Source organism: Haemophilus parahaemolyticus (assembly GCF_002015035.1).
GTDB lineage: Bacteria > Pseudomonadota > Gammaproteobacteria > Enterobacterales > Pasteurellaceae > Haemophilus_A > Haemophilus_A parahaemolyticus.
Map to the genome: position 1 here is coordinate 568487 of NZ_MUXY01000001.1, position 16512 is coordinate 584998.

15 protein-coding genes are annotated in these 16512 nt (G+C 38.5%); 9 read left to right on the forward strand and 6 right to left on the reverse strand.

Annotated features, from left to right (window positions below; genetic code table 11):
• Positions 1-4: 4 nt before the first annotated feature.
• Entirely contained in the window at positions 5-568 is a 564-nt protein-coding gene (gene seqA / locus B0185_RS02810) for a replication initiation negative regulator SeqA (RefSeq protein WP_005706304.1), read from the reverse strand.
• A 114-nt stretch (positions 569-682) separates the two neighbouring features.
• Between seqA and B0185_RS02815 the strand changes: the two genes are divergently transcribed.
• Together B0185_RS02815 and cmoA are read left to right on the forward strand one after the other, a co-directional pair.
• Complete coding sequence (locus B0185_RS02815; protein ID WP_005706336.1) at positions 683-1471, forward strand: alpha/beta fold hydrolase; 789 nt, start codon at positions 683-685, stop codon at positions 1469-1471.
• A gap of 14 nt (positions 1472-1485) precedes the next feature.
• The gene (gene cmoA, locus B0185_RS02820; protein ID WP_005706350.1) at positions 1486-2208 is read left to right on the forward strand and encodes a carboxy-S-adenosyl-L-methionine synthase CmoA; all 723 of its coding nucleotides are present in this window, start codon (positions 1486-1488) and stop codon (positions 2206-2208) included.
• Positions 2209-2259: 51 nt separating this feature from the next.
• On the opposite strand, the gene tsf is transcribed toward cmoA, so the two are convergent.
• The 5 genes from tsf to rlmE form a co-directional block, all read right to left on the reverse strand.
• Entirely contained in the window at positions 2260-3111 is an 852-nt protein-coding gene (gene tsf, locus B0185_RS02825; RefSeq protein WP_005706306.1) for a translation elongation factor Ts, read from the reverse strand.
• Between the two features lie 105 nt (positions 3112-3216).
• Positions 3217-3933: a 30S ribosomal protein S2 gene (rpsB, locus tag B0185_RS02830; protein WP_005706354.1), complete on the reverse strand. Its 717-nt coding sequence runs from the start codon at positions 3931-3933 to the stop codon at positions 3217-3219.
• Between the two features lie 260 nt (positions 3934-4193).
• On the reverse strand, positions 4194-5972 hold the full coding sequence (locus B0185_RS02835; RefSeq protein WP_005706293.1) for an ABC transporter ATP-binding protein/permease: 1779 nt from the start codon (positions 5970-5972) through the stop codon (positions 4194-4196).
• Positions 5973-6140: 168 nt separating this feature from the next.
• Positions 6141-8069 (reverse strand): ATP-dependent zinc metalloprotease FtsH, encoded by a 1929-nt coding sequence (ftsH, locus tag B0185_RS02840; RefSeq protein WP_005706348.1) that lies wholly within the window; start codon positions 8067-8069, stop codon positions 6141-6143.
• Positions 8070-8116: 47 nt separating this feature from the next.
• Entirely contained in the window at positions 8117-8743 is a 627-nt protein-coding gene (rlmE, locus tag B0185_RS02845; protein WP_005706332.1) for a 23S rRNA (uridine(2552)-2'-O)-methyltransferase RlmE, read from the reverse strand.
• A gap of 271 nt (positions 8744-9014) precedes the next feature.
• Here rlmE and guaB point away from each other — a divergent pair, with 271 nt between their 5' ends.
• From guaB to B0185_RS02875, 7 genes are all read left to right on the forward strand, one after another.
• A complete protein-coding gene (gene guaB, locus B0185_RS02850) occupies positions 9015-10481 on the forward strand; it encodes an IMP dehydrogenase (protein ID WP_005706338.1) in 1467 nt (488 codons plus the stop codon).
• A gap of 56 nt (positions 10482-10537) precedes the next feature.
• A complete protein-coding gene (locus B0185_RS02855) occupies positions 10538-11209 on the forward strand; it encodes a hypothetical protein (protein WP_005706297.1) in 672 nt (223 codons plus the stop codon).
• Positions 11210-11243: 34 nt separating this feature from the next.
• On the forward strand, positions 11244-12815 hold the full coding sequence (guaA, locus tag B0185_RS02860) for a glutamine-hydrolyzing GMP synthase (RefSeq protein ID WP_005706315.1): 1572 nt from the start codon (positions 11244-11246) through the stop codon (positions 12813-12815).
• A 200-nt stretch (positions 12816-13015) separates the two neighbouring features.
• Complete coding sequence (locus B0185_RS02865; RefSeq protein ID WP_005706258.1) at positions 13016-14002, forward strand: tyrosine-type recombinase/integrase; 987 nt, start codon at positions 13016-13018, stop codon at positions 14000-14002.
• Entirely contained in the window at positions 13999-14214 is a 216-nt protein-coding gene (locus B0185_RS10455) for a tyrosine-type recombinase/integrase (protein WP_256595177.1), read from the forward strand. Before B0185_RS02865 ends, B0185_RS10455 begins: the two co-directional genes overlap by 4 nt.
• A gap of 455 nt (positions 14215-14669) precedes the next feature.
• On the forward strand, positions 14670-14831 hold the full coding sequence (gene mobC / locus B0185_RS10495; protein ID WP_005706259.1) for a plasmid mobilization relaxosome protein MobC: 162 nt from the start codon (positions 14670-14672) through the stop codon (positions 14829-14831).
• Positions 14806-16182 (forward strand): relaxase family protein, encoded by a 1377-nt coding sequence (locus B0185_RS02875; protein ID WP_039863172.1) that lies wholly within the window; start codon positions 14806-14808, stop codon positions 16180-16182. The genes mobC and B0185_RS02875 overlap by 26 nt, the downstream gene beginning before the upstream one ends.
• Positions 16183-16512 lie beyond the last annotated feature (330 nt).

The window sequence follows — 16512 nt, forward strand, 5'->3', positions numbered from 1 at the left end:
TAGTTTAAACAAATAAGCCTTGCACGCGTTTAATCAATTTTTTAGGCAACCCCATTTCTCTCATCACATTGGTTACAATTAAACCTTTGCGATTAGTGTTGTTATTAGTCACCACCCAAAATGGCGAGCTTGGAATTTGTTTCGCTTTTACGCTATTTCCGTGTGCTAATAATGATGCTTCATCTTTGGCAAAATAGGTTCTTGAATTTCCTGTTACCATTTCCGTCGCTTTGGCAAAAGCATTAGGATTGTGTTGATATAAAGCCTCAAGCAATGTTAAAAAACGCACCACACCTTTCGATGGTTGATTAAAAATTTCTGAAACCAATACATTCTCAATCTTTTGAAAATGTTGCTCTTTAGTATCAACTCCCTCATTAGGTTTTGCTTTGGGCTTCGATGTTGCTTTTAATTCATCAATCACATTTTGCTGAACTAGAGCAAATGGTTGAGGTGATGAAGGTAAACGCAATAGACGACGCAAAATATCTGAAGCACTTTCGCCAATTGATTGTGTTCTGCTCGCAATGTAATGATATAATTCATCATCAATTTCGATGTTTTTCATCTTATCCCCTTAATTTACTTGAATTTTACTGAGCGAATATTGTTTTGCATTATAATCAAGTTCAGGATCTTTTTGTAGATAAAAATCACTCAAATTTAGTGAAAAGAATAACTTATGAATAAAAATTTACTTTTAAATTATCAACTCCAACCTGCCACCGAAACCCCAAATGCCCAAACAATGGTATTTTTACACGGCTTGTTTGGCGATATGAATAATCTTGGTATTATTGCTCGCAATTTTGCCGACCAATTTAATATTTTACGCGTAGATCTTCGTAATCACGGTGCGTCATTTCACACAGATGAAATGAATTACACGTTGATGGCTGAAGATCTCAAAAACTTACTAATTGAATTACACTTATCCAATGTGATTGTAATCGGGCATTCGATGGGTGGTAAAACAGCAATGACGCTTGCCAATATCGCTCCTGAATTAGTCGATAGATTGGTGGTAATTGATATTGCCCCAACCACAAACCCAACGCATCGCCACGATGCTAATTTTGCAGGTTTATTTGCAGTAAAAGAGGCAAAACCTGCCAACCGACAAGAGGCAAAAAAAGTGCTCAGTCAGTTTGTAAAAGATGAAGGCGAACAACAATTTATGCTGAAAGCCTTTGACCCGCAAAAGCCTGACTATTTCCGCTTTAATCTTACAAGTATTAAAGCGAATTATCTCAACATTATGGATTGGCAAGCGGTCTATTTTGACAAACCAACGCTCTTTATTAAAGGTGGGGCTTCCGATTATATCCAATCAAAAGATACGGAAACAATTTTAGCTCAATTCCCGAAAGCAACCTCTTTTGTCGTTGCAAACGCTCATCATTGGGTGCACGCTGAAAAACCTGAAACGGTTGTGCGTGCAATCCAGAAATTTTTAGAAAAAAACTCATAGAAAATAGGAACAATATGAAAGATACGATTTTTTCCGCACCAATTGAAAAATTGGGCGATTTTACTTTTGATGAAGCAGTGGCAGAAGTTTTCCCTGATATGATCCAACGCTCCGTGCCTGGCTATTCCAATATCATTACCGCAATTGGAATGTTGGCTCAACGTTTTGTGACCAATCATTCTAATATTTATGATTTAGGCTGCTCTCGCGGTGCTGGGATTTTATCTATCCGTCGAAATATTCAAGGTAAGCAAGCTCAAATCATCGGAATTGATAACTCACCTTCAATGGTAGAACGCTGCCGAGCTCATATCAATGCCTATCACTCTGATGTACCCGTTGAAATTTTATGTGATGATATTCGTCAAGTAGAAATTAAAAATGCTTCAATGGTTGTGCTCAATTTTACTCTGCAATTTTTACCTCGTGCTGATCGTTTAACTTTATTGAAAAAGATCCACCAAGGTTTAAATCCAAATGGAATTTTGGTGCTTTCGGAGAAATTTACCTTTGGAAATGACACGATGAATGAATTGCTGATTGATTTACATCATACTTTCAAGCGTGCAAATGGCTATAGCGAGTTAGAAGTGAGCCAAAAACGCACCGCACTGGAAAATGTAATGCTCACCGATAGTATTGAAACTCACAAAAAACGATTACAAGAAGCAGGCTTTAGCCAAATTGAACTCTGGTTCCAATGCTTTAATTTTGGTTCGATGGTTGCCATCAAATAAGCGAAAAAGCAGGCATAAAGCCTGCTTTTTTAGTTCTCATAAGAGAAAGAATTAAGCGTTACCGCCAGTGATTTTCGCTACTTCTGCTGCGAAATCTTCTTCTTTCTTCTCAATACCTTCACCCACTTCTAAACGAATGAAGTTAGTTACTTTAGTATTTACTGATTTTAAGTAGTCACCTACAGTTTGTGAAGGATCCATTACGAATGCTTGACCAGTTAATGAAACTTCACCTGTGAATTTCTTCATACGACCTTCAACCATTTTCTCAGCAATTTCTTTTGGTTTACCTGAGTTGATTGCGATGTCGATTTGGATTTGACGTTCGTGTTCAACCACATCTGCTGAAACATCTTCTGGGTTTACGAATTCAGGTTTAGAAGCTGCAACGTGCATTGCTACTTTACGTAATTCTTCTTCAGAACCTTCACCAGCAACTAATACACCGATTTTCGCACCGTGTAAGTATTGAGCAATTACTTGACCATCTAAGAATTGAACGCGACGGATTGTCATGTTCTCACCGATTTTCGCTACTAATGCAACACGTTGTTCTTCGAATTTCGCTGCTAATTCTTCGATTGAGATACCTTTGTTTGCTACTGCGTAGTCTGCAACTTCGTTCGCTAAACCTACGAAACCTGCATCTTTTGCTACGAAGTCAGTTTGGCAGTTCATTTCAACTAAAACACCGAAACCATTAGCGATACGTGCTAAGATAACGCCTTCAGCTGCAGTGTTACCTGCTTTTTTAGCTGCTTTAGCTTGACCAGATTTACGCATGTTGTCGATTGCTAATTCGATATCACCGTTCGCTTCAACTAGTGCTTTTTTACATTCCATCATACCTGCACCAGTACGTTCACGAAGTTCTTTTACTAATGATGCTGTGATCTCAGCCATTTTACTATTCCTCAGAAATGAATTTTAGATAAGAGAAAGCAGGGATTACTTTTCAGCCCCTGCTCTCAGATGATTTAAGGGCTATGCCTTATTTCAAAATAACGATTATTCTGCGTCTGCTGCTAATTCAGCTTCAACGTTTGAACCTTTGCCTTCTTTGATTGCCGCTACTGCTGAATCTAAGTAAAGTTGGATCGCACGAGTTGCGTCATCGTTACCTGGGATGATGTAGTTTACGCCATCTGGTGTAGAGTTAGTATCAACGATAGCAAATACAGGGATACCTAAGTTGTTTGCTTCTTTAATAGCGATGTGTTCATGGTCAGCACCGATTACGAAAATCGCATCTGGTAAGCCGTTCATGTTTTTGATACCGCCTAAGCTTAACTCTAATTTTTCTAACTCACGAGTACGCATTAACGCTTCTTTTTTAGTGATTTTGTCAAAAGTACCGTCTTGAGTTTGAGCTTCTAAATCTTTTAAACGTTTGATTGATTGACGTACTGTTTTCCAGTTAGTCAACATACCACCTAACCAACGATGGTTTACGTAGAATTGTTGGCAATCTACTGCTGCGGCTTTAACTGCTTCAGACGCTGCACGTTTTGTACCTACGAATAATACTTTACCGTTGTTGCTTGCAATGCGAGTTAATTCTGCTAATGCTTCGTTGAATAATGGTAATGTTTTTTCAAGGTTTACGATGTGAACACCATTACGAGCACCAAAAATGAATGGTTTCATTTTTGGATTCCAGTAACGAGTTTGGTGACCGTAGTGAACGCCTGCATTAAGCATATCGCGCATAGAAACTTGTGCCATAAGAATTTTCCTTTAAAGTTGTTTGCCTTGCCACTTATGAAAGACAAGACGGGGTTTAGCCTCCATCTATCCTAGAAAACCGACCACAAAGTAGCACCCCAATTTCTAGTTTGATGATAGATGTGTGTTTTTGTGTTGAAAAATAAGTTCTGTTTTCTATCTAATATAGACAAAAAACGGGCGGTATTATGGCAAAAAAAATGGCGAAAATCTAGCACAATTTACAAGCGGTCAAAAAAATTTAACCGCTTGCAAATAAATTAGCTATAAGTACATTCAAAGCGTGGTTTACCTAAGGTTATCTGCTTATTATGGAACTGCTGAAGCGTGCACCGATGCCCCACGCTGATAATAATACTCTCTGGCAACCAATGTTTAATTGTGAGATATAACATTGCCTCCGTTGGTTCATCTAATGCTGATGTCGTTTCATCTAAAAAAATCAGTTGCGGTTTTGCTAACACAATACGGACAAAAGCAACACGTTGTAACTCCCCTGGTGAGAGCGTAGCTTGCCAATCCATATCCACATCTAATGCATTAGTGTATTTATCCAATGAACAGACTTCCATTGCCTGACGAATTTCAAAATCAGTGACCTTCAAATTTGGATAACAAATTGCCTCACGCAATGTTCCCTCTGGCATATAAGGGCGTTGAGGTAAAAACAGCGGTTTATCTAAACAAGCCTGTTCTGCCACACCAAAAGTCTCAAATGGATAAATTCCCGCTAAGGCCTTTAACAAGGTTGTTTTCCCTGCCCCAGACGCACCTTGAATTAACAAGGCATCACCTGCCTGCAGTTCAATATTGATATTTGAAAGCAAAATCTGACCGCTTGCATCCTTGATTCCAAAGTCACGTAAGTAAAACCCTTTTGTGCAAGGATAAGTTGGCTGACTAGGAAGGCTATCCAAATAATCAAGTGTAGTAAAGAAACCGTACAGGCGGTTTAGTCTTGCCTGATAGAGCGTAAATTCTTCATAAAACAAACGGAAGAACGACAGGGCACGCATCAAACGGTTAAAAGATTGCACAGTTTGATGCATATCGCCAAGTGTTGCCTGCCCTGCAAAAAATCGAGGTGCTTGTAACATTAACGGTAAAATCATCGCTGTTTGAGTTACCCCTGTATTAAAGCCGTCCAACCCTAACATTCTTCGTACAATCTCCCAGCGATTTTGAATAATGAAATTAAACCGCTCGTGCAAGTGATTTCTCTCTTTCTCTTCGCCAGAATAAAACGCAATACTTTCCGCATTTTCACGCACACGAATAAGCGAATAACGATAATCTCCTTGTAACTTCTCTTTATTAAAGTTTAAACGAATAAGCGGACGACCAATCCAAACCGAAAGTGCAGTTGCAACAAGAATAAAAATATAGATAAAAAAGACCACACCTTTAGGAATTTCCAACCCAAACAGCATTAGCAACCCTGACAACCCCCACAAAATAATAGTAAATTCAATGGTCGCAACAATCGCATTGAGTACGCCTTTTACCGCTGAAACCGTGCCCGAAATAAATGCTGAGGCGTCTTGTTCGATACGTTGATCGATGTTGTCAGGTAGATCTTTTTGGTAACGAAGCAGATAATAATTTTTATGATCGAGCCAACGATTTAACATTTCTGCATTCAATTTTTCAAGCCATTTAATTTCAAAGGCTTGCGTGATCAAATAATTCACAATGGAATGGGTAATTTTAACCAATACAAGTAAAGCATTAATGCCTGCAAAAAACCAGAACGCATCGACCGCTTTATCTTGCAAAGATTTATACAAACCATTGTAGAAATAGGTGTTGAGCACGCTAATTCGTACTTCTAGCAGTACAAAAAGCAAGAGCAAAATAATCAGCCCTAAGGTTTTCCCTTTATGACTTACCGCCCAAGCAGGCTGTGCTACTCGCCAAAATTGCTTGCCAAATTTCGTTTTACGCAAAAAAGAGAGTGCGATGAATAATCCTACTAAAAGGAAAACCAACGCACTCATTAACCAAGAAAAGCTGTTATTTAATTCTGTTTGCCAATTCATTCTGCTTCCTAAATAAAAGAACGGAATTGCGAATAATTCACAATTCCGAGTAGTTTATTTTATCGGGTAAAATGCGATTGTCAATTACTGCCCCAAAAGCGACCAACATATAGGCAAAAAGAAAACCAGAAATATCACTATTTCTGGCTTAAGAAAAGTAAAGAAGAATTATGAATTATCCGCCATATCACCTTCTTTTGGATCGATTTCTAAATCTGTTCGAACAGGTTTTTCTGTCGTTTCTTTATTATTGTGTGATGGGCCTTGTGTTGGTTTATCATTCCAGCCGGATGGTTCGCCCACAGGGCGACGTGCCATTAAGTCATCAATCTGTTTGCGATCAAGCGTTTCATATTTCAATAAAGCATCTTTCATTGCGTGTAAAATGTCGATATTGTCTTCTAACGTCTGTTTCGCACGGTTATAGTTACGGTCAATAATTTTACGCATTTCCGTATCAATCAATTTTTGCGACTCTTCTGAAACACCTTTAATTGCACCCATTCCATCTTCATTTTGATAGAAAATTGGACCAAGCTCTTTTGAGAAGCCCCATTGTGTTACCATCGCACGGGCAATTTGAGTTGCACGATGAATATCTGATGAAGCCCCTGTGGTAATTTTATCTTCACCGAAAATCAAGCCTTCCGCAATACGACCAGCAAATAAGGTAGAAAGTTGGCTTTCTAATTTGGTAAATGTTTCACTCACACGGTCGCCTTCTGGCAAAAATTGAGCAAAGCCTAATGCTTGACCACGTGGCACGATAGTCACTTTATTAAGTGGATCATGTTCTGGCATTAAGTAACCTACGATAACGTGCCCTGCCTCGTGATATGCCGTATTGATGATCTCTTTTTCCGTCATCGTATTAGAACGACGCTCAGGTCCCATATTGATTTTATCACGAGCTTGTTCGAAATCTTCCATCGTTACTACTCGGCGATTTTTACGTGCGGCAAATAACGCAGCTTCGTTTACCAAGTTCGCTAATTGTGCACCCGAATAACCTGGTGTACCACGCGCAATTTGCATTGCATCCACGCCCTCTGCAAGCGGTACTTTTTTCAAGTGAACTTGCAAAATCTGCTCACGCCCTTTCACGTTTGGCAAATCAACGGTTACTTGGCGGTCGAAACGACCTGGACGGGTTAATGCGTCATCTAATACGTCCGCACGGTTAGTTGCCGCGATAATAATCACACCTTCAGAACCTTCAAAACCGTCCATTTCCACTAACATTTGGTTTAAGGTTTGTTCGCGTTCATCGTGTCCACCGCTGAAGCCTGCACCACCACGCTTACGACCGACCGCATCAATTTCATCAATAAAGATGATACAAGGGGCGTTTTTCTTCGCTTGCTCGAAAAGATCACGCACACGAGAAGCACCTACACCGACAAACATTTCCACAAAGTCTGAACCAGCCATTGTAAAGAATGGCACTTTGGCTTCACCCGCAATCGCTTTCGCTAGCAAGGTTTTACCTGTTCCAGGTGGACCAACCATCAAGATCCCTTTTGGAATACGCCCGCCCAATTTTTGGAATTTGCTTGGGTCGCGTAAGAAATCAACCACTTCGCCCACTTCTTCTTTCGCTTCATCACAACCTGCGACATCCGCAAAAGTGGTTTTAACTTGATCTGCAGTCAGCATTTTCGCCTTGCTCTTACCAAAGCTAAATGCACCTTTACCGCCACCGCCTTGCATTTGACGCATATAGAACGCATAGAAGCCAATTAAAAGCAACATCGGGAACCACGAAATTAAGATTTGCGTTAATAATCCGCGGCGTTCTTCTGGCTGACCTGTTACCGTTGCATCGGTTTTTGATAAATCTGCCAACAAATCACGGTCATACATCGGCATCACAGTTTGATATTTCGTACCGTCTTTTTTGGTCACGTTAATCGTTTCGCTGTTGCTCGTCATATCTACATCTTTTAACGTATTCGTACGAATATCATTTAAGAAAGTCGAATATGCCACCGAATTATTGGCATTGTTGCCAAAGTTTGAATTGAAACCTTCAAAGGCAGTCATCAATACTATCGCAACCACTACCCAAAGGATGATATTTTTCACAAAATCGTTCAAGATTAAGCCCCTACACTAGAAATAACTAGAAAAATAAAAAATGAAGATTAGCCTTTATAGCCCGTTGCCACAATATAAACTTCTCGTGAACGATCACGCGAAGCCTCTGGTTTACGGACTTTTACGGTGCTAAACATCGCTCGAATTTCACGCAAATACTCGTCAAAACCTTCACCTTGGAATACTTTGACCACAAAACTGCCTTTGGGTGCCAACACTTGACGGCACATATCTAACGCTAATTCCACCAAATACATTGCACGTGGAATATCCACCGATGGCATTCCACTAAAATTCGGTGCCATATCCGACATTACTACATCAACCATATCATCGCCGACACGTTCTAATAAGGCATTAAGTACACTCTCCTCACGAAAATCTCCTTGTAAGAAATCTACCCCAACAATTGGATTCATATCTAAAATATCACAGGCAATAATACGCCCTTTTTCGCCAATTTGAGTGACTGCATATTGAGACCATCCACCTGGTGCTGCACCTAAATCTACGACTGTCATTCCAGGCTTAAACAAGCGGTCAGTTTTTTGAATTTCATCTAATTTGAAATACGCCCGAGAGCGTAGTTTCTGCTTATGTGCCTTCTGCACGAATTGATCTTTAAAGTGCTCCGCCAACCAACGTGACGAGCTAGCACTACGTTTTCTTCCCATTCTGCCTTATTCTCTATAAAACGTTGTCTGTTAATTTGTTAGTGTACCATAATAAGGACTATTTATCGCTATTCAAGTAAATAAGTTGATTTCTTTAATAGTTTTTACATTCTTTAAATAATTTTTCTACACATTTTACCTAAGCATTTGAGAACCAGCAAACGATTGCTTAATTCTGCATTTTTATGATTTACAGGAACAGAAAAGCCCTGTATAATTCGCCCGCAATAATTTCTGGCACAATTTTTATTTTATTAAGGAACTATTGCAAATGTCTTTACGAATCAAACAAGAAGCCCTTACTTTTGACGATGTTCTACTCGTCCCCGCACACTCTACCGTACTTCCAAACACTGCCAACCTTTCCACTCAACTCACTAAAGAAATTCGCTTAAATATCCCTATGCTTTCTGCGGCGATGGATACCGTAACGGAAACCAAATTGGCAATCTCTTTAGCACAAGAAGGCGGTATCGGTTTTATCCACAAAAATATGACCATTGAACGCCAAGCAGATCGCGTGCGTAAAGTGAAAAAATTTGAGAGCGGTATCGTGTCTGAACCTGTCACCGTTTCACCTGATTTATCCCTTGCAGAATTAGCAGAACTGGTAAAGAAAAACGGCTTCGCGGGCTATCCTGTTGTAGATGGCGAAAATAACTTAATCGGTATCATCACTGGGCGTGACACTCGTTTCGTAAAAGATTTACATCAAACCGTTTCGCAAGTAATGACAAAAAAAGACCGCTTAGTAACGGTAAAAGAAGGGGCAACTCGCGAAGAAATCTTAGCATTAATGCACCAACATCGTGTTGAAAAAGTATTGATGGTCAATGACAGCTTTAAACTGAAAGGAATGATTACCGTTAAAGACTTCCAAAAAGCAGAACAAAAACCAAATGCGTGTAAAGATGAATTTGGTCGTTTACGTGTCGGGGCGGCTGTAGGTGCTGGCTCAGGTAACGAAGAACGTATCGACGCATTAGTAAAAGCGGGCGTAGATGTATTGTTAATCGACTCTTCTCACGGTCACTCAGAAGGCGTATTACAACGCGTGCGTGAAACTCGAGCGAAATATCCAAACTTACCTATTGTTGCGGGTAACGTCGCAACGGCTGAAGGCGCAATCGCATTAGCTGACGCTGGAGCAAGTGCAGTGAAAGTAGGTATTGGTCCTGGTTCAATTTGTACAACTCGTATCGTAACCGGTGTAGGTGTTCCACAAATTACCGCTATCGCAGATGCAGCAGCAGCATTAAAAGATCGTGGTATTCCAGTTATCGCGGATGGCGGTATTCGTTTCTCTGGTGATATTGCAAAAGCCATCGCTGCAGGTGCAAGCTGTGTCATGGTCGGGTCAATGTTCGCAGGCACAGAAGAAGCACCAGGTGAAATCGAACTTTATCAAGGTCGTGCATTTAAATCGTACCGTGGTATGGGTTCATTAGGTGCCATGGCGAAAGGCTCTTCAGACCGTTACTTCCAATCTGATAACGCGGCAGACAAACTTGTACCAGAAGGTATCGAAGGCCGTATTCCATATAAAGGTTATTTAAAAGAAATCATCCACCAACAAATGGGTGGCTTACGTTCTTGCATGGGCTTAACTGGTTGTGCAACCATCGAAGAATTACGCACAAAAGCGGAATTCGTTCGCATCAGTGGTGCAGGTATTAAAGAAAGCCATGTTCATGACGTAACCATCACTAAAGAAGCACCAAACTATCGTATGGGCTAATCCGTAAGGTGGGCTTTAGTCCACCTTTTGTTTTATTCACACTTAATAGAAATAAAATGGAAAATTTAGAATCTATTATTGAAACTTTTAGAAAAAATTGGAAAACAACAAATGGTCGTTTCTTATCATTGAGTGGAAATCCAACTATTAAAAGTGTTGATGATGCTTATCGTGAAAGTTGTAGGAAAGCTTATTCTCCATCTGTTTTACGAGCTTTAAAATATCCTAAAAATATTTCTAATAAGGTCAAAGAAGAACTTAAGAAAGATAGTCTCAATTATTTATCTATTTGCTTAGATGAACTTTTTAACATAGATGATGTTAACTTCACTATCTTTGATAATTGGGAAAATGAAGTTGTAAATTATATTGTGAATATGTATAAAGAAAAAGGAATAAACGATTATACATATGGAAATGGTCAGAAATTAGTGAATATGGCTATTAAGTATGTTTTATCATCTGATATTATTCAATATAATCATCCAGTCTTTAAATATTGCCATATACCCGTTGATGGGATAATACAAAAAATAGCAAAGAAAAAACTCAATGTAGAATTTTTGACTAAAAATGGGAAAGAACTCAAAACATATTCTTCTTGGTCAAAAAACGATTGCAGAGATGACTTTCTAACGTATCAAGACCGAATAAGAAATGCTATTCAAAAAAAAGATGAGTATTATTCACCTTTAATTTGGGAAATTCAAAACTGGCCTCCACAATGATTCAACATTACTTACATAGTTTATAAGGTAAAAAATGACAAACATCCACAATCATAAAATCCTGATCCTCGACTTTGGTTCACAATACACTCAACTAATTGCACGTCGTGTGCGTGAAATTGGAGTATACTGCGAACTTTGGGCGTGGGACGTAACGGAAGAACAAATCCGTGAATTTAATCCAGACGGTATCATTCTTTCCGGTGGTCCTGAAAGTACCACTGAAGAAAACAGCCCGCGTGCACCTGAATATGTATTTAATGCTGGTGTACCAGTATTAGGCGTTTGCTATGGAATGCAAACTATGGCGATGCAATTAGGCGGTTTAACCGAAACATCAGACCATCGTGAATTTGGCTATGCTTCTGTAAACTTACAAGCAAACGACAGCTTATTTGCAAATTTAAACGATAATTCGACCGCTTCTGAGCCAAAAGTAGACGTTTGGATGAGCCACGGCGATAAAGTGACCCGCTTACCGAACAACTTTGTCGTAACCGGTACCACACCAACCTGCCCTATCGCAGCAATGTCGGACGAAAATCGTCGTTTCTACGGCGTACAATTCCACCCTGAAGTAACACACACTAAAAAAGGTTTAGAATTATTAACTAACTTTGTCGTGAATATCTGTGGTTGCGAAACCAAATGGACAGCAGAAAACATTATCGAAGATGCCGTTGCTCGCATTAAAGCGCAAGTGGGCGATGATGAAGTGATTTTAGGCTTATCTGGTGGTGTGGACTCTTCTGTGGTTGCATTACTTTTACACCGTGCTATCGGCAAAAACTTACACTGCGTATTCGTGGATAACGGCTTACTCCGCTTACACGAAGGCGACCAAGTAATGGAAATGTTTGGCGATAAATTTGGTTTAAACATCACTCGTGTTGATGCTGAAAGCCGTTTCTTAGGCGAACTTGCAGGCGTATCTGATCCTGAGGCGAAACGCAAAATTATCGGTAAAGTATTCGTTGATGTATTCGATGATGAATCGAAAAAACTCACTAATGTGAAATGGTTAGCACAAGGTACAATCTACCCTGATGTCATCGAATCTGCTGCAAGCAAAACCGGTAAAGCACATGTGATTAAATCACACCACAATGTAGGTGGCTTACCAGACTATATGAAACTTGGCTTAGTTGAACCATTACGTGAATTATTTAAAGATGAAGTACGTAAAATCGGTTTAGCATTAGGCTTACCAGCTGAAATGATCAACCGCCACCCATTCCCTGGCCCAGGTTTAGGCGTGCGTGTATTAGGCGAAGTGAAAAAAGAATACTGCGATTTATTACGCCGTGCAGATGCGATCTTTATCGAAGAATTACGCAATAGCGGTTGGTATGAAAAAACCAGTCAAGCCTTCAGCGTGTTCTTACCAGTGAAATCTGTAGGTGTGATGGGCGATGGGCGTAAATACGATTGGGTTATCTCACTACGTGCAGTAGAAACCATCGATTTTATGACCGCACATTGGGCACATTTGCCTTATGATTTATTAGGTAAAGTGTCTAACCGTATCATCAACGAAGTGAATGGTATTTCCCGCGTCGTGTACGACATCAGCGGAAAACCACCAGCGACTATTGAGTGGGAATAAAAAATCGCTTTTTCAGATACTTTCTAATTATTTCAATACCTCAAATAAAGCCTTGTATATCAAGGCTTTATTTATTTCATCTCATTTCTACTCTTCTCTACCCATTTCTTAATTATGACGGTATTTTAGACGGTGCTGTTTGACAAAAATTTTTCAAGATCAAGAATACCGTCAGTTTAACGACGGTATTGGAGAATAATATGCTCACCGATAGTAAAATTAAGGCGTTAAAAGCCAAAGAAAAATTATATAAGGTACAAGATCGTAATGGGCTATATGTAGCCGTATCTACAACTGGCACTATTATGTTTCGATATGATTATCGAATAAATGGCCGTAGAGAAACTCTGTCTATTGGCAGATATGGTGATGACGGTTTAACACTATCCGAGGCTAGGGAGAAATTATTAGAAGCTAGAAAACTAGTTAATAGCGGAATATCCCCCGCTGCTGAAAAACGAAAACTAAAAAATGCTATTAAAAATGCAGATCGTTTTGAAGATTTTGCAATACGCTATATTGCAGAAGCAGAATTTGCTGAAAGTACTAGAAGCCTAAGGAAAGCGACTTATCAAAGAGAGATTGCACCCTACTTCGCCAAAAAATTGATGATAGAAATTTCTTCTGAAGATATACGCAACCATTGCCAGATTATCAAAGAACGGGGATCTCCCTCTACAGCAATTTTTGTTCGGGATCTATTCAATGCTGTCTATAAATATGCAATTTCTAAAGGGTATAATTTTAAAAATCCAGCAGAACGTATTTCTAATTCATCAATAGCTACTTTTCGACCTAGAGAACGCTCATTAACCCCGAGAGAAATTCATTTATTTTTCAATGAATTAAATCAAACTGAACGATATTTTACTCTAAGAAAGGGCGTTTTATTCATCCTTTATACAATGGTTCGGAAAAGTGAATTTGTTAACGCTACATGGGATGAATTTGACTTTCAACGCAATATTTGGACTATTCCAAGTGAAAGAATGAAAGCTCGAAGAGCTCATAATGTTTATTTATCTGCTCAATCACTTGAGATTCTGACAGCCTTTAAAATTTATTGTGAGAACTCTGAATTTATTATTCCATCTCGAACAAGTCGTTTAAAGCCTATCTCATTATCTTCACTAAACCGAGTGATCACTGAAACCGTTGAATTGATGAATAAAAAAGCATTCATATAGATCCTTTTACTGTTCATGATCTACGCCGTACAGCATCAACATTACTAAATGAAAAAGGCTTTAATACTGATTGGATTGAAAAAGCACTCGCACATGAACAGCAAGGTGTTAGAGCTGTTTATAATAAAGCCGAATATGCAGAACAACGTCGAGATATGATGCAGAAATGGGCTGATATGGTCGATACCTGGATTAGAGGCGAGGATTTATAATTTAGGTGGGGAAACCCATCTATTTTTGCTTTCTTATTCTTAATATTTATTTTCTCATTAACTATTCACCCTATTCACTTTGCAGTAATAACACATCATTTACTCAACATAACCCTTCGACAGACTATTCATCGTCTTCACTAACATTTTTCCATTTCTAATTATCGCTAGTTGTTTCAACTTATTTACTATTTAAAATCATATGGTTAACCTTATTTTCTTTTAGAAAGAGATAGCTATAATAAATAAAAAAGTTAGTCTAATTCTATGAGCGAACAGCATAAACGAACCAAGCAAATCATTATCCGAGTAAGCGAAGATGAATACCATCAACTGTTAGAAAACTGTCTTTACCCTCGACTTGCTACTTGGATCCGTGAAACATGTCTTAGGAAAAAATTAGTAAAAAACCTACTCACTACACAGATAAAAATTTACTTGCTTGGCTTGGGCGTTTGAATGGAAATCTTAATCAAATTGCTAAATACATTAACGTTCAGAATAAAGCTAAAAATCAGATCGATGTGCTAAAAATCATAGCTAAATTAGCTCTTATTCGTGCTAGCTTAGATCAGTTATTAGAAATTCAATATGCTGATAAAAATATTCAAAAATAAAGGGAAAGGCAGTGCAAAAGCAAGTATTGATTATTTGCTAGATAAAGATAGAAATCGGGAATTAGCAACAGTACTAAAGGGTAACCCTGAACTATCTTTGGAATTAGCTCAAAGTTTAGCATTTTCAAATAAATATACAGTAGGTTGCCTATCTTTTGAAGAAGCCGACTTACCTAAGAAAAGTAAATTAGAGTTAATGGAAAAATTTGAAGAAATGATCTTTGCAGGGCTTACTAGCGAACAATTTAACATCAGCTGGATTGAGCATAGAGATAAAGGGCGTTTAGAACTCAATTTCTTTATTCCCAATGTTGAATTAACTACTGGCAAACGCTACCAACCCTATTTTCATCGTAATGATAAACACTTATTTGATAGTTGGATGCAGTTACAAAATTACCAATATCAGCTTAGCGATCCGCACGATCCAACAAAAAGGCAACTTTGTAAGTTTGAATTTAGTGCAGATATGCAACAATCCAAAATTAAGGAGAATCTAACCGCACTTATCGCCAATGGCATTGCTCAACAACATATTTCATCTCGAGAAGATATTACTGAATTACTGAAACAAAGTGGCTTTAAGATTGAACGAACGACAGAAAAATCTATTTCAATAAGTCATCCAGCCCTAAAGAAAAATATCCGTTTGTCAGGAGCGATCTATGAACATAGAGAATTTAACGGCGAATTTGCAGAAGAATTTAGGCGAGAAACAGCGATATATCAATCAAGAACTGGAGAACGAATTAAACAAGCACAAACAACATTTGAGCAATTATTTCAACGAAGAGCTGAATTTAATCAGCAAAAATATACAGAAATTAAACCGCTTGTTAATTCACCCAATCCTGATTATCAGCATAATTTGTCTAATGTTACCGACTATCCTGATCGTTACACTATTTTATCTGAACCGCAAGATAGACAAGGCTCAAACAGATTTACAGAACCACAATCTGATATACAGCCGATTACAAGCCAAAGATCTTGCAAAATTGAATTTATTCGAGAACAAATCAATTCTGCAGCTGAAAATTCCGCAAGAACAAGGGAGAATCTTTCAAAGTCAAAATGGCAATTACATTTTAGAGATCTACAAAGAATAGGAATTGAGTATGCTCAACGAATTCAGCAACGCATTGAGCGATTATTTAACAGAGTTAGAACAGAATTTGCATATTTTACTGACCGAAAACGAGCAACTACGATTTCTGAACAACGAATTAAACAATCAGAACGAACAATTTGTGCAGCTCAACAACTCATTACAAACACAAATAAAACAATTGCACGAACTTTTGCACAACGACAAATAGTACAAAAGCCGAACTGCAAAATCAGAATATAGGAGTACAAAATGAGTAATTTTATTGAATTTATCGAAGGTGAAGAAGGCGTCGATATTGGTGATGAACGTGTTATAGATTATGAAGAAGCCGTAGATTGAGGGTTAGAGCCTGAAAGCTATAAAAGAAATATCCCTGTTGGCTTTCATACTGTTAAGCTCATTTTTAAAACTTGGGAAAAAAATGTGCTTTAAATTGCTTTTTTAAAGATATAAAAACAGAAAAGAAATATCGAATAACCTTATTCACATCGCCGAAAAATCCTCACCGCTACACGGCAAGGGACAATTTGATAGATTTTTCTGAAAGTGGAAACCTTGAAAATATCTATC

Coding starts and splice junctions, on each gene's coding strand:
- seqA (WP_005706304.1), bottom strand. CDS start 568: ATGAAAAACATCGAAATTGATGATGAATTATATCATTACATTGCGAGC.
- B0185_RS02815 (WP_005706336.1), top strand. CDS start 683: ATGAATAAAAATTTACTTTTAAATTATCAACTCCAACCTGCCACCGAA.
- cmoA (WP_005706350.1), top strand. CDS start 1,486: ATGAAAGATACGATTTTTTCCGCACCAATTGAAAAATTGGGCGATTTT.
- tsf (WP_005706306.1), bottom strand. CDS start 3,111: ATGGCTGAGATCACAGCATCATTAGTAAAAGAACTTCGTGAACGTACT.
- rpsB (WP_005706354.1), bottom strand. CDS start 3,933: ATGGCACAAGTTTCTATGCGCGATATGCTTAATGCAGGCGTTCACTAC.
- B0185_RS02835 (WP_005706293.1), bottom strand. CDS start 5,972: ATGAATTGGCAAACAGAATTAAATAACAGCTTTTCTTGGTTAATGAGT.
- rlmE (WP_005706332.1), bottom strand. CDS start 8,743: ATGGGAAGAAAACGTAGTGCTAGCTCGTCACGTTGGTTGGCGGAGCAC.
- guaB (WP_005706338.1), top strand. CDS start 9,015: ATGTCTTTACGAATCAAACAAGAAGCCCTTACTTTTGACGATGTTCTA.
- B0185_RS02855 (WP_005706297.1), top strand. CDS start 10,538: ATGGAAAATTTAGAATCTATTATTGAAACTTTTAGAAAAAATTGGAAA.
- guaA (WP_005706315.1), top strand. CDS start 11,244: ATGACAAACATCCACAATCATAAAATCCTGATCCTCGACTTTGGTTCA.
- B0185_RS02865 (WP_005706258.1), top strand. CDS start 13,016: ATGCTCACCGATAGTAAAATTAAGGCGTTAAAAGCCAAAGAAAAATTA.
- B0185_RS02875 (WP_039863172.1), top strand. CDS start 14,806: ATGCTGATAAAAATATTCAAAAATAAAGGGAAAGGCAGTGCAAAAGCA.